General features: G+C 68.7%; 13 protein-coding genes. 10 read left to right on the top strand and 3 right to left on the bottom strand.

Going from position 1 to position 12,946, the window contains the following annotated elements; all coding sequences use genetic code 11:
• Positions 1 to 759 (top strand): helix-turn-helix domain-containing protein (locus ACIA8N_RS05145; protein ID WP_399415693.1); only part of this gene is annotated, 759 nt, incomplete at its 5' end.
• Positions 760 to 987, top strand: a complete 228-nt coding sequence (locus tag ACIA8N_RS05150) for a DUF397 domain-containing protein (protein ID WP_365777855.1) — start codon at positions 760 to 762, stop codon at positions 985 to 987.
• A gap of 146 nt (positions 988 to 1,133) precedes the next feature.
• On the opposite strand, the gene ACIA8N_RS05155 is transcribed toward ACIA8N_RS05150, so the two are convergent.
• On the bottom strand, positions 1,134 to 1,616 hold the full coding sequence (locus ACIA8N_RS05155; protein WP_365777853.1) for an NUDIX hydrolase: 483 nt from the start codon (positions 1,614 to 1,616) through the stop codon (positions 1,134 to 1,136).
• Between the two features lie 10 nt (positions 1,617 to 1,626).
• Positions 1,627 to 2,850, bottom strand: a complete 1,224-nt coding sequence (locus ACIA8N_RS05160) for a helix-turn-helix transcriptional regulator (RefSeq protein WP_365777851.1) — start codon at positions 2,848 to 2,850, stop codon at positions 1,627 to 1,629.
• A gap of 206 nt (positions 2,851 to 3,056) precedes the next feature.
• Between ACIA8N_RS05160 and ACIA8N_RS05165 the strand changes: the two genes are divergently transcribed.
• The 8 genes from ACIA8N_RS05165 to ACIA8N_RS05200 all read left to right on the top strand — a co-directional run bounded on the left by ACIA8N_RS05165 (position 3,057) and on the right by ACIA8N_RS05200 (position 11,662).
• Positions 3,057 to 4,304 carry a methionine adenosyltransferase gene (locus tag ACIA8N_RS05165; RefSeq protein WP_365777849.1) on the top strand — a complete coding sequence of 416 codons (1,248 nt, stop codon included), beginning with the start codon at positions 3,057 to 3,059 and terminating at the stop codon, positions 4,302 to 4,304.
• Positions 4,304 to 5,230: an aminoglycoside phosphotransferase family protein gene (locus ACIA8N_RS05170; RefSeq protein ID WP_365777847.1), complete on the top strand. Its 927-nt coding sequence runs from the start codon at positions 4,304 to 4,306 to the stop codon at positions 5,228 to 5,230. Before ACIA8N_RS05165 ends, ACIA8N_RS05170 begins: the two co-directional genes overlap by 1 nt.
• Complete coding sequence (locus ACIA8N_RS05175; RefSeq protein WP_365777845.1) at positions 5,227 to 5,943, top strand: histidine phosphatase family protein; 717 nt, start codon at positions 5,227 to 5,229, stop codon at positions 5,941 to 5,943. Before ACIA8N_RS05170 ends, ACIA8N_RS05175 begins: the two co-directional genes overlap by 4 nt.
• Complete coding sequence (gene serS, locus ACIA8N_RS05180; protein WP_365777843.1) at positions 5,936 to 7,228, top strand: serine--tRNA ligase; 1,293 nt, start codon at positions 5,936 to 5,938, stop codon at positions 7,226 to 7,228. The genes ACIA8N_RS05175 and serS overlap by 8 nt, the downstream gene beginning before the upstream one ends.
• 1 nt (position 7,229) lies before the next feature.
• On the top strand, positions 7,230 to 8,252 hold the full coding sequence (locus ACIA8N_RS05185) for a glycosyltransferase (RefSeq protein WP_365777841.1): 1,023 nt from the start codon (positions 7,230 to 7,232) through the stop codon (positions 8,250 to 8,252).
• Positions 8,246 to 9,301: a hypothetical protein gene (locus ACIA8N_RS05190; RefSeq protein WP_365777839.1), complete on the top strand. Its 1,056-nt coding sequence runs from the start codon at positions 8,246 to 8,248 to the stop codon at positions 9,299 to 9,301. The genes ACIA8N_RS05185 and ACIA8N_RS05190 overlap by 7 nt, the downstream gene beginning before the upstream one ends.
• A gap of 1,134 nt (positions 9,302 to 10,435) precedes the next feature.
• A complete protein-coding gene (locus ACIA8N_RS05195; RefSeq protein ID WP_365777837.1) occupies positions 10,436 to 11,323 on the top strand; it encodes a hypothetical protein in 888 nt (295 codons plus the stop codon).
• A 39-nt stretch (positions 11,324 to 11,362) separates the two neighbouring features.
• A complete protein-coding gene (locus ACIA8N_RS05200; protein ID WP_365777835.1) occupies positions 11,363 to 11,662 on the top strand; it encodes a hypothetical protein in 300 nt (99 codons plus the stop codon).
• A gap of 6 nt (positions 11,663 to 11,668) precedes the next feature.
• Here ACIA8N_RS05200 and ACIA8N_RS05205 read toward each other — a convergent pair whose 3' ends face one another.
• Positions 11,669 to 12,937 (bottom strand): DUF445 domain-containing protein, encoded by a 1,269-nt coding sequence (locus tag ACIA8N_RS05205; protein WP_365777833.1) that lies wholly within the window; start codon positions 12,935 to 12,937, stop codon positions 11,669 to 11,671.
• Positions 12,938 to 12,946: the final 9 nt, after the last annotated feature.

Genomic DNA, 12,946 nt, shown 5'->3' on the forward strand with positions numbered 1-12,946 from the left:
ACCGGCGGCCGTGTCGGCGTATCCAAGGCGACGGTGAGCCGGTACGAAACCCAGTCCGGCCCCGTGAAGTGGCCCATCGTGGACGCCCTGTGCCGCGAGTACGGCGTGAGTGACGCCGAGCGGGCAGCGGTAGTTGCCTTGGCCAAGGACGCCAAGCAACAAGGCTGGTGGAGCCCCTTCGCCGACTCCATCCCAGAGAGCATGAACTTGCTGCTCACTCTGGAAGACGAGGCCGCACGCGAGGATCACTTCTGCTGCGTCTACATCCCTGGTCTGCTCCAGACGCGGGACTACAGCGCCGCCTTGCAGCAGGCGAACGAACTACGCCTGAGTCAAAGGGAAATCGACCGGCTGGTCGACATCCGCATGAAGCGACAGGAGATCCTGAGCCGCCCCAAGCCACCCCACCTCTGGGCCATCCTTGACGAGTCCGTCCTGCGCCGGGTCGTCGGCTCCCCAGAAGTGATGCGGACGCAGCTCGATCGCTTGCTCGAAGCGAACGAATCCACCCAGATCACACTGCAAGTGCTGCCCTTCTCCAAGGGTGCACACGCTGCGGCGCTGGGGAGCTTCGTCATCCTCGGAGCTGCCGAACCCTCCCTCGACGTCGTCTACGTGGACCTGCACACCGGCTCGCTCTTCATGGAGACAGCCGATGAACTGGATCGATACAGACTTGCGTTCGAGTACCTGCGGGCACAAGCGTTGGACATGGAAGCTTCGTCGTCTCTGATCCATCGCATCCGCAAGGAGCTCTAGGTGTCCTCTCCACAGCCTTCAGAATCGTCCTGGGTCTGGTTCAAGTCGTCTTACAGCGGCGGCAATACGACCGAGTGCCTGGAGTGCGCCAACACTGGCGCGAGCGTAGCGGTACGGGACTCAAAGCATCCGGAGGGTCCCGTGCTCACCTTGCGAGTCAGCGCCTGGCGAGACTTTGTCGAGAGCGTCTCCATCAGCCGACTCACGCCTCTTCCCCCAGCGCCCTGAGATGCTGGACAAAACTCTGCTGAAGGCTGTCAGGCACGTTGACGGCCTACGACTGCTCTCGGACACCGACGAGCTCGTCATCAGGACGAATCTGCGCACCCGGTCGGCCCCTGAAAACCGGTGCTCCTCGACATGAAAGTCGGGCGCTACGAAGCCGCTTGCGGTGCCTCTCCGTGCTCGAGATAGGCAGTCGCAGCGTGGGCTCGGGCCTCGATGCCAGCGGTGATCCGGCGTACCAGACGGGGGATGGTGAGCCCCGGCAGCTCTTCAGCGTCGTGGAAGGCATAGGCGCAAAGCTCGTCGGCCTGGAGCTCGATGCGTCGACACTCATCCGGACTGAGCCGGCCTCCATCGAAGAGGTATAGGACTTTGTCCCCCTCTCCTAGATTCGGTGCCCAGTCCACGACCAGCAAGCGCCCGATGGTCGGCATGATGCCGAGTTCCTCGTGAACCTCGCGTATGCAGGCTTGCAGGGGTGACTCGCCCTTCTCGACGTAGCCCCCGGGGATGTCGCGGTAGTCCTTGTAGGACGGCTCGACGAGGAGGACTCGATCGGATTCGTCGAAGAAGAGAGCGCCGGCAGCCATGCGGGGGCGGGCCATCTTCGCTTCGTGCTCGTTCTCGCTCACGGTTCGGACTCTAGCTGCCGGCAACGACGCCCAGTCTGCGGGCCAGGTCTGCCACGGGATGGGCAGGCCGGCCTCTGGTGCCACGTATCCAGCCGATGACCAGTTCCCGGCTCAGGTAGTGGTGGCGCACCTGCTCGGGCGCTGCCTGTTCGGCATCCAGCAAGACGGCCAGGGCTTCGTCGGTGCGGTTCCAGGAGCTCAGCGCCCTGGCGACTTCGAGGCTGTGTCGTACGCGCCGCTCCACCGGCAGGGCGGTCGTGTCGATTCGTGAGCCCAGGTCTGCGGCGATCTGGATGTCGCCGAGTTCGCCTGCGGTGGCCACGCAGTGGATAGCCACGTTGGTCGGGCCGAAGGCCGTCCACATGTGATTGGCATCGACGCCGAGTCGTTGCGCGGCCTCGTCAGCCTCGCGGAGGAAGGTCTGCGTGGTCGCCCGGTCATCTGCCCGCGCGGCAGCCATCGCGCCGGCGAGGAACAGCGTGCCGTACACCGAGAGGTACTCGTTATTGGCGTCGCCCAACTCCGGCTGCATGACGGATGCCGCGTCGTTCACCAGCTGGACCGCGGCTGTGAAGCGGCCGGTGGCCAGGAGGCAGTGCGTGACTGCTCGGAAGAGCGAACCCGTAACCTCGCTGCGGCCGCTGGACTGCGCTGCTGCCAGGCCCCGGTCCGCGGCGATCCATGCCAGCTCGGGCTCTCCCAGCTTGCCCAGCACCATGGCCGCCCCGTGGTAGGCGAGAGCGAGCAGCGCGTGGGCTTCCTCCGCCTCGTGCCCCGAGTAGGCGCGGGACGCGGCGAGGGCATCGGCCAGGACAAGGGGGAGACGTCGGGTGGCAAAGCCGTACCGGGATGCCTGGTAGGCATCGAGCACATCGCGCACGTTGCCTCGAAGGTCCTGCAGGGCAGGTGGCTCATCCTCGGCTGCGAGGCTCAGTAAAGGGGTGAGCTGCTTGTAGTCCATGAGTGTTTCGCGCAGCGCAGGGACGGTCCGACGCCCGCTGTCGGCCGACCACTCCATGAGGGTCGGCTCGGCCAGCAGGTCTCCGAGGGAGATGTCGAGCGCGTCGGCGAGTGAGGTGATCACCGAAAGGCGATCAAGCTCGATCCTGTTGTTCTCCGCCTTGCTCAGCCAGTCCGTCGTCCGGCCGACAAGGCCGGCCAGGACCTCTTGGGAGAGACCGCGCCGACGCCGGTACCAGGCGACGCGCTCCCCGATGGTCAGGTTCTGTGTCATCCCGCGCATGTCCTGATCATCACCTCGTGGCCGAAGTGGGCCCCGGAAGGATTTTCCGGGGTGCCTTGGGGTGCCCTGGCTACTGTCGCAGCAGACCGAGAACGCCGCAGGGCGATGCGAGCAACTCAGCCCGTGGCAAACGGCTTTGACCAAGGACGTTCATCCGTCCCACCCGTCTTCCTCAGGCCGAGAGATCGGAGTTTGTCATGCGCGAAACCATCACGACCCAGGGTGGCTACCTGTCCATTGAGACGGGCGCCGCCAAGCCCGGTGCGACCACGATCGTCGAGCGGAAGGGGCTCGGTCACCCGGACACCCTGGCCGACCACCTCGCCGAGCGGCTGTCCCGTGCGTACAGCCGCTACACCGTCGAGCGCTTCGGCGCGGTGCTGCACCACAACTTCGACAAGCTCGCCCTCCTCGGCGGTGCCAGCGAGGTCCGCTACGGCGCCGGCCACATGACAGCCCCTGTGCGCGTCCTGGTCAACGGGCGGGCCGCGCCCATGTGCGGGGGCGAGAAGATCCCCGTCGAGGAGATCGTCGAGGCCGAGGTCAGGGCATTCTTCGCCGAGCGGCTCCCGGAGGTGTCGGAGCACCTCAACATCACCTTCAACATCACCAGCAACTCCAGCCCCGGAGCGGTCCTCACCGGTGACGCGGTGCCGGACCGCACCCGCTGGTTCAACCCCCGTTCCATCGACGACCTGCGTGAGCGCCGGGTCCGGCTGTCGAACGACACCTCCCTCGGAACCGGCTGGGCGCCGGAGAACCCCTTCGAGTCGTTCGTCCGCGAGCTGGTGGACCACTTCTCCGGGGAGAGCGACTTCACCCTCTCCCATGCCTGGTGCGGCTCGGACGTGAAGCTCATGGGCTACTGGGACGGCGAGCAGGCGGACGTCGTCCTCTGCGTCCCGCAGAAGTCGCGGCTGGTCGCCAGCCGCGCCGAGTACGTGCGGAACACCGAGAGCGTCCTCGCCGAGTGCCACCGGCTGGCCGGCCTCCGTCTGCCCGGAGCCGAGACGCGCTTCCGGCTCAACGCGCGCGACGTGCCGGAGAAGGACGAGCTGTACCTCACCTACACCGGCAGCTCGATCGAGTCCGGCGACGAGGGCGTCGTCGGCCGCGGCAACCGGGTCAACGGACTGATCACGCCACTGCGGCCGATGAACTTGGAGGGTGCCAACGGCAAGAACCCCGTCTACCACGTCGGCAAGCTCTACAACATCGCCGCCCAGCGCCTGGCCCAGCGGCTGTACGAGGCCACCGACGGGCACGCGGAGGTGCACCTCGTCAGCACCACCGGCCAGCGCCTCGACCAGCCGTGGCGGATCCTGGTCCGGCTGTCCTCCCCGGAGGTCGAGACCGACAAGGTCCAGGCCCTCGTCGCCGAATCCTTGGAGGGCTTCCCCGCCCTCACGGACGAGCTGGTCTCCGACGGGATCGTGCTGAGCTGATGGAGAAGCGGACGCTCGGCGAGGTCTCCGAGGAATGCCGACGGCGGCTGGTCACGCACTACGGTCCTGGAGTCTCCGGCTGGCTCGACGCCGTGCCCACCTTGATGGAGCGCGCGGCGGAGCGCTGGAAGCTCACGCTAGGGACTTACCACGACGCCGGACACGCCTCGGTGGTCGTCACGGCCGGAACCTTCGACGGGCGTCCGCTGCTTCTCAAGGCGTGGGCCGATCCCGCCCGGTTCCGCAACGAGGTCAATGCCCTACGCCTGTGGGCGGGCGGGCCAACGACGGGCGTCGTCGAGGCGGCGGACGACCTGGCCGTGGCGGCCCTGGAGATGATCGGAGAGAGCCCCGGTGGCGGTGAGCGACCGCCTCGCGAGCTTCCGACCGTGGCCGCCGCCCTCCAGAGCCTCCACACCTTCGGCCGCCGTCGGCGCCAGCCGCGTGACCTTCCGCTCCTGACCACGTACCTGCACCAGGAGGTACGCCCCCGGGTGCGGCGCCGACTGGAATCGGTCGACGTCGGCCCGTGGCAGGAGCACGTCGACGCGGCCCTCCCGACCCTCGTGGCCCTGGAGGAGGACTCCGCTCGATCCACCGTCCTGCACGCGGATCTCTACCGAGAGAACGTCCTCTTTGACTGGCTGGGCCACCCCCGCCTGATCGATCCCCTCCCGATGGTCGGCGACGCGGCCTTCGACTGGGCCTTCTGGACCGTGTACTACGACCTCGGACACGGCACGGACGCTCGCTTGGCCGCAGCCGCCCGTATCTCCCGCATCCCCGTGCCCGTCCTCGCGCCATGGTGCAGGGCCCTGGCTCTGGACGGCCTGCTCTTCTACCTCGCCACCGGTGATCCGCGCGCGCCGAGGATGGCCGACGTCCTCGCATGGCTGTCGGCGCCAACCCCAAGGAACCGATCATGACGACCTACGTCCTCCGCCACGGACAGACGAACTACAGCCGGCGCTACCTGGTCAATGGCGACCCGACGAAGCCCATCCGCCTGAGCGAGGACGGCCGTCGGTCGCTGAACAAGGGATGGAGCAGCGTCCCCCTCCACAGCGTGAAAACGTGGCTGGCCAGCGAATTCCCCCGCGCCCAGCAGACCGCCAACCTGCTGATGGGAGTTCCCGGACCGGAACTGATCACCGATCCGCGGCTGAACGAACTCGACTACGGGGAATTCGAGGGAAGCCCGTTCCTGGAGTACGCCGTCTGGCTCGACGGCCATGGCGCCCACGAGCGCCCGCCGGGCGGGAGCGAGTCGCAGCGCGAGGGCATCCGCAGGATGCTCACCGGGGTGCTCGCGGCCCTGGAGCGCCCCGGCCCCCGCGTCCTGGTGGCCCACGGCCTGCTGGTCTCGGTGCTCCTGTGGCACCGAGACCGGGCTCCCGGCGAGGCCATGCCCCTGTTCTTTCCGGAGGCGCCGTACGTCGAGCCCTTCACGATCCCGGACATGGAACTGCCGGAATTCATCGCAACGCTGATGAACGATCTTGAAACTGGCGTTCAGGACCGCACCGGCGGCATCGGTGACTGGGGGATATTCCGGAACGGGGACGGCTCGGCGGTTGCTACCGTCGATTCCGTATCCCCATCCCACTCGCAGGATCAGAAGGATCTTCCTCATGCATGATGCCCGCGCCTTGATCGACATGGGTGCCGACGCGGTTCGTCGGCTCGCTCGTCGCGGTTACTCCCTGGACCTGTCCGAGCTGGAGTCCCTCCAGTCTCGCCGGAACCAGAACATCCGCTCGGCCGACGAGCTGCGGGCAGAGTCGAAGCGAGTGGCGAGCGAGGTCCAGCAGACGGCCAAGCAGGGGGGCGACATCAGCAAGCTCAAGGAGCGCGCCCGCGAACTGAAGGACCAGATCCGCGAGATCGAGGACGGCCAGGAAGGGATCGAGAGCCAGCTGCGCGACCTGCTCCTGAGCATCCCGAACCTGCCGGACGACTCGGCCCCCGACGGCGACTCCGAGGAGTTCGCTGTCGAGATCCGGCGCGTCGGCACCCCTCCCGCCTTCGCGTTCGAGCCGAAGGACCACGTCGACCTCGGCGAGGCCACCGGCCTCCTCGACTTCGGCAGGGCGACCAAGCTGTCCGGGCCGCGCTTCGCGGTCTCGCGCGGCGCCGGCGCCGCCCTCGAGCGGGCGCTGGCCACGCTCTTCCTCGACATCCACACCCGTCGCCACGGGTACACCGAGTACGCGGTTCCCTACCTGGTCACCCGTAAGACCATGACCGGTACCGGCCAGCTGCCGAAGTTCGAGGAGGATCTGTTCAAGACCGGCGTCGCCGACCGCGAGCTCTTCCTCATCCCGACGGCCGAGGTCCCGCTGACCAACCTCTACGCCGACGAGATCATCCCGCCGGCCGAGCTGCCGCTGGCCATGACCGCCCACACCCCGTGCTTCCGCTCGGAGGCCGGCTCGTACGGCCGGGACACCCGCGGTCTGATCCGCCAGCACCAGTTCGCCAAGGTCGAGATGGTCAAGATCGTCGACCCGGAGACGGCGGACGCCGAGCTGGAGACGATGGTCGGCCACGCCGAGGCGTGCCTGAAGGAGCTCGGCCTCGCTTACCGGGTCATCAAGCTGCCCGCCGGCGACACGGGCTTCTCCGCCCAGCTCACGTACGACATCGAGGTCTGGATCCCGAGCCAGAACACGTACCGGGAGATCTCCTCGGTCTCCAACTTCGGCACCTTCCAGGCCCGCCGGGCGAACATCCGGACCCGAGGCGAGGACGGCAAGCCCAAGCTCGTCGCCACCCTCAACGGCTCCGGTCTGCCCGTCGGCCGCACGCTGGCCGCGCTCCTCGAACAGTGCCAGCAGGAGGACGGCTCGCTCGTCCTTCCCGAATCCCTCTTCCCGTACCTCGGCTTCCGCCGGATCAAGGCGGACGGAACACCGGAGGCATAACGTGCTCGTCGGCGTCTGCGATTTCCCTGGTAGCTATGCCTTTCCGCCCGCCGGCTACGGCGGGATCGAACGATGGCTGTGGGCGGTCGCCGTAGGCGCCCGGGCCGCAGGCGCCGACGTACACCTCCTCGGGCCGGGCTGGCTCGCGGACCTGGAGAACGACTGGGTCCGCAAGCCGCTCCGCCTGGAGGACATCACCCCCGGATCGCTCGCCGAGCGCGCCGTCCGCGACACCAAGTACGACCTCCTGGTCGTCGGGCACGAGTACCCCTCGCTGCCCGCCTGGACCCGCACCTGGGACGCGCTGGACTGCGACGTCGCCACGTTCCAGCACTCGCCGGTCTTCCAGCACAGCGCCACCGCCTTCGACGGCCGGCGCTCCCGGCTGTACTGCTACTCGCCCGAGATGATCGAGCGGTACGCGGACCACCGGCCGATCCCCGAGCTGGCCGTGCACCTCGGGCTTAACGAGGAGGAACCGCCGGCGACCGCCGGACGCGACCTCGTCTGGCTCGGCCGCGTCGACGCCGAGAAGGCCCCTCACCTGGCTGTCCGCGCCGCCCAGATCCTCGGCCGCCGTATCCGCGTCGTCGGCCCGGTCTTCGACCACGACTACGTCCAGAGCCAAGCCCGCCTCTTCACCGCGGACCACGTCGAGCGGGTCGGTGAACTCGGAGGGCCGGCCAAGACGGCCGCCGTCCGCGACGCCTCCGTATTCGTCTACACCTACGCCCGCACGTACGTGGAAGCCGGCGCCGCCGTCTTCGGCGAATCCCTCCGGGCCGGTACCCCCATGGCCGCGCTTACCTGGCGCACGGGCACCTGCGCCGAGGCGGCCCTCTGCGACCAGACGGGCGCCATCACCGTCGTCGACCCGGACGAGGACGACGAGACCGCGGCCCAGCGACTCGCGCTCGCCATCGAGCAAGCGGAGACCCTCGACCACCGGCAGGTTCAGGAGATCGGCCAGCAGCGTTTCGACCCCGCCCGGCACTTCCTGGCGATGGCGTCCCGGTCGTGCTGACCCGCGCGACCGGCTCCGTCGGAGACGACCTGGCCCAGCGGATACCTGACGTACTGCGCGCCGCGTTAAGCCCTCACTGGGAGTTCACCGTCGACGGCCCTCACATCGAGATCGCTCACCCACATCGCGGAACTCCCTACCGACCGCCCCGCAGGCCGCCCACGTGGCGGGAGCTGCTCGACTCCCTGGAGCTCGGCTTCGCGCTGGACGGCGCCCCTCGCGACGTCTGCCTCCCTCTGCGTTGGGGGCGCGAGACCGAGCTGACCATCTCCGCCGTCCAGGCGCTCGACCCGCTCCTCAAAGACGGCCAACTCGGAACTTACCGGAGCGGATTCATCCCTCAGCCGGTCGTCCGCTTCACGGGCCACCGGGACGCCGCAGGTGAGTTGAAGGACGGCTTTCTCACGTCCTTCGTCAACATCTCCCGGGTCCAGCCCATACAGAGCATGGACGAGTACGGCGCCATCCTCGACGGCTGGCTCACCGTCCTCTCCCAGCTTGGCTTCCACGCCCGTCACCTGAGCATCTACGGCACGCTCACCCCATGGCGCCGACGGCAGGTCGAAGGCATCACACTGCGATTCCGGCACCTCGACCTCACGCTTGGCGACATAGTCCTGCTGTGGAACACCGCCCACCCTCACCGTCTCGCCGTCGACCTCGGCACCGGATTGGAGCGCCTTGCGTGGGCTCTCACACGCACCGACTGGAGCACGCTCATCTACGGCCCCTTCAGTGAAGGAGTGCCTGCTAGAACATTGGATGCGGTCCGCACGGCCACCCTTCTCGTCGGGCACGGAATTCTCCCGGCCTCACGCGGAGCTGGACGGGCAACCCGAAAGGTCATCGGAACGATCGATACCCAGGCGGCGCGCCTGGGCGTGAGCGCCCTAACGCGTTTCGCGTTTCCCTTCTGGGATCTCTTCAGCCCGTTGAATCTGCCTTGGCCACAAGTCGCCCTGGCTATCGACGGTGAGCTTTCCAAACTGAAGGCACAGACTGGAGTACGTGCCGTGCGGGCTGTTCGCTCCGGTGCAGGACTACCTTGACGCCTGCATGACCAGCTGAGGACCGGTAGCAGCAGCGTCCAGCACTTCATCTGGCTTCTGGTGTGAGGTCCTTGGGGTGGTCGTGTCTGGTGGGCCTCGGGTGGGACCGCCCTCTTTCCGAGAGTCGCTCCTTCCGGCGGCGCGTCAAGGGCAAGTCGGCTTCGCCGATGGCCTGCGGCCACCCTTGACCCACCACCTCCAGGAGCGAAAGACCTCTCGGAGGGCGGTCCGGGGGCCGGGGTCACGCGAAGCCCCGGGCAGTGATCGGGGTTGGCGTGCGTCTGTCAGGCCGGTGGGTGGGGGCTTGGTTAGCGGTGACGGACGGGTGCGTCTGTAACGGCCGGTTCGGGGTGCGCGGAAGTGGAATGGGGCGGTCGGGCAGGGCTTAGCGGCTTGGGGAGATGGAGTGGCGGGGCTTCAGGCCCCGCTGGTGACTCTTGGCGGGCTGGAGAGGTAAATAACTCCGCCCTACCAGCGGTAACAGGCCCAGAGAATAAGGCCAAAAGGGATGAGTCATCCATAACCGACTGCCGAGAGGAGAGTTATCTACCGACCCACACCCCAACCACCCACCAACAATGACCAGCGGGGCCTGAAGCCCGGCCACTTCACAGCCTGGGTCGCTAAGCCCTGCCGGGCCGCCCCATTCAACTTCCGCGCACCCCGAACCGAGGGAGAGCGCCCCGTCCAGCCCCGCTACGAGCCAAGCCCCCACCCACCAACCCGCAGGCGCACGCCAGCCCCCGCCCTTGCCCGGAGCCCCGCGTGGCCACGCCCCCCGGCCGCCCTCCGAGTGTGAAAAGGCGGCCTCCGCCGCCGGGTCAAGGGTGGGCGCAGCCCATCGCGTAGCGACGCCGGAGGCGCCCTTGACGCGGCGGTGGAGGCCGCCACACTCGGAAAGAGGGCGGCCGCACCCGAGGCAGAACCGCAGCTCAGTCCTGAGTAACCCGCCTTTAGAGAGGGCGAGGTTGGCTGTGCTCGGCCTGCTGGGCCTGCCCGTCACCCACACGGGCTTTCTTCACTTAACGTGGCCGCCTCGATGCGATCAGTGCGGTACGTTCGCGCAAAACAGCCCCCGTCGACGGTTGCAGCCGTCGGCGAGGGCCTGAACCACTAGTGGAATAGGCGTCCACCGTGATCTACCGGCACTTTAACGCGCCCTCCCGCGCCTTCACCCAGTTCTCGCACGAGCTCATCCGGCATCCTCGGCTCAGTTCCGACGCCGTCCGGCTCCTCACCTGGCAGCTCTCCCTTCCCCAGAGTGCCCGCGAGTCCCTCTCCGTCTCCGCCCAACGTGCCCGGATCGGGGGACACGCCTTCACCCGCGCCAAGCGGCAGCTCAAGGAAGAGGGGTTCGTGCACGAGCGGCGCGTCCAGGTCGCCGGTGGGCGCTGGGTCACCCAACAGCTCGTGTCCAATACCCCGCTGACCGCCGATCAGGCCGTCAAGCTGCTCTGCCGGACGCCCGAACCCGTAACCCCGCAGGTCGCGCCGAGTGCCCCCGCACCGGCCGTCGGTCAGCCAACCACCCCGCCCACCGACCGTCATCCAGATAAAGACCCTCGGGAAGAGACCTCCAACCTTCCGGACGAGACGGCCGACGCCGTTGACGAGCCTTCGTCCACCGAAGACGCCCGCGCCCTCATCGGCGTCCTGCATCTCCTCTCCCCCGCCCTGCGGCACATCCCGCCCGGCATGCGTGAGGAACTCGCCCGCCTCGCCGCCCGATGGCTCGACGCCGGACACACCTCCACCGACGTCCACGAGCACATCCTGCGCGGCCTTCCCGGCACCGGGACGCCCGTCCACCGGCCCGGCGGCCTCGTCCGGTACCTCCTGCGCGACGTACCGCCCCTCGCCCTGCCACCCCGCCCCGCGCCCCAGCTCTCCGCCCGGCTCGAAGGCGCCCGCGAGTGCACCGGCCACCACACCCAGCCCATGCTCTTCCGGCCGCTCGCCGACGAGACCCTGTGCCCCGCCTGCGTGACTCCCGGCAGGGAAGCCGTTCACGCGCCCTCGTAGGCTCGAAGAAAGCACCCCGCCTAGGAAGGGCCCCTCACCATGCCCCGTATCCCCTCCCCCGCCATCGCCGCCGCCGGGCTCGTCGGTGGGTATGCCGTTGCCCGGTGGACCAAGCAGCGGCCGCTCGGTGGCGTCGTGCTCGCCGGCGCCGGGGTCGTCGCCGGGCGGGAGTGGCAGCAGGTCGGTGGGGCGAAGGTGGCCGCCGGGCTCGGGGCCGCCTACGTCGCCGCGTTCGCCGGGTCTCATCCGCTCGCCAAGAAGATCGGCGCCTGGCCCGCCGTCTTCTCCGTCGCCGGGGGCGTCGCCGCCGTCTCCTGGGCCGTCACCCGGGGGAAGTAGCCTCCCTCAGCCACCCACCCCGTGGCTCACCGTGTAGATCAGCAGGCCCGCCAGGGCTCCGACCACCGTGCCGTTGATGCGGATGAACTGGAGGTCGCGGCCGATGTTCGCCTCGATCTTCTTCGAGGTCTGCGTGGCGTCCCAGCCTGCCACCGTGTCCGTGATCAAGGACGTGATCTCGTGCCGGTACGTCGTCACCACGTACGCCGCCGCGTCCTCCGCCCAGCCCTCGACCTTCTCCTGGAGGCGCGCGTCCGTCGACAGGCGGACGCCCAGGGAGATCAGGGAGGCGCGGGCGCGGAGGCGGAGCTGGCTGCGGTCGTCCTCGGCCGCCGCGATGATCAGCGAGCGGATCGACGACCAGGCCGAGGCGATGATGTCCTGGATCTCCGGTCGGGCCAGGAGGTCCGACTTGAGTCGCTCCACGCGGGCCCGGGTGTCCGTGTCCGCCTGGAGGTCGGCCGCGAAGTCCGTCAGGAAGCGGTCGATCGCGCCGCGCGCCGGGTGGGCCGGCATGTCCCGCATCTCCGTCACGAAGCGGAGGAGCTCCTTGTAGACGCGTTCGCCGATGCGCCTGTCGACGAAGCGCGGGGTCCAGCCGGGCGCCCCGCCCTGCACCGCGTCCATCACCGAGTCGCCGTGCGTGACCAGCCAGTCGTGCGCCCGCGTGCAGACCAGGTCCACTGCCCGGTGGTGGGCCCCGTCCGAGACGATCTTCTCCAGCGTCTTGCCGATGCCCGGGGCGATCTCCACCGCTTCCGCCCTCCGGGTGATCGCCTCCCCCACCACCGCCTGGACGTCCGAGTCCCGCAGGACCGTCAGCGCTCCCCGCAGCGCCGTCGACGCCTCCGCCGTGACGCGGTCCGCGTGCGCCGGGTCCGCCAGCCACGCGCCCAGGCGGCCACCGATGCCGAAGGCGTGCAGTCTGCCCCGTACGACATCGGCCGACAAGAAGTTCTCGCCTACGAACGTGCCCAGTGAGGCGCCCAGCTGGTCCTTCTTCTTCGGAATGATCGCCGTGTGCGGGATCGGCAGGCCCATCGGGTGCCGGAAGAGGGCCGTGACGGCGAACCAGTCCGCGAGCGCGCCGACCATCCCCGCCTCGGCCGCCGCGGCGACATAGCCCGCCCAGGCCCCCCATCCCGCGTTCTCCGCCCACGTGGCCAGGGCGTAGACCACGGCCACCGCAGCGAGCAGCGACGTCGCCAGCGTCTTCATGCGCCGGACGCCTCTGCTCTTCTCCTCGTCCGCAGCCGTGTACGAGAAACTCACCATCAGTCGACC

The organism is Streptomyces sp. NPDC051822, from assembly GCF_044452745.1.
GTDB lineage: Bacteria > Actinomycetota > Actinomycetes > Streptomycetales > Streptomycetaceae > Streptomyces.

What these genes read in the sequence shown, in the direction of transcription:
- ACIA8N_RS05175 (WP_365777845.1), top strand. Translation starts at nt 5,227, where the DNA reads ATGACGACCTACGTCCTCCGCCACGGACAGACGAACTACAGCCGGCGC.
- ACIA8N_RS05170 (WP_365777847.1), top strand. Translation starts at nt 4,304, where the DNA reads ATGGAGAAGCGGACGCTCGGCGAGGTCTCCGAGGAATGCCGACGGCGG.
- serS (WP_365777843.1), top strand. Translation starts at nt 5,936, where the DNA reads ATGCATGATGCCCGCGCCTTGATCGACATGGGTGCCGACGCGGTTCGT.
- ACIA8N_RS05200 (WP_365777835.1), top strand. Translation starts at nt 11,363, where the DNA reads ATGCCCCGTATCCCCTCCCCCGCCATCGCCGCCGCCGGGCTCGTCGGT.
- ACIA8N_RS05205 (WP_365777833.1), bottom strand. Translation starts at nt 12,937, where the DNA reads ATGGTGAGTTTCTCGTACACGGCTGCGGACGAGGAGAAGAGCAGAGGC.
- ACIA8N_RS05165 (WP_365777849.1), top strand. Translation starts at nt 3,057, where the DNA reads ATGCGCGAAACCATCACGACCCAGGGTGGCTACCTGTCCATTGAGACG.
- ACIA8N_RS05160 (WP_365777851.1), bottom strand. Translation starts at nt 2,850, where the DNA reads ATGACACAGAACCTGACCATCGGGGAGCGCGTCGCCTGGTACCGGCGT.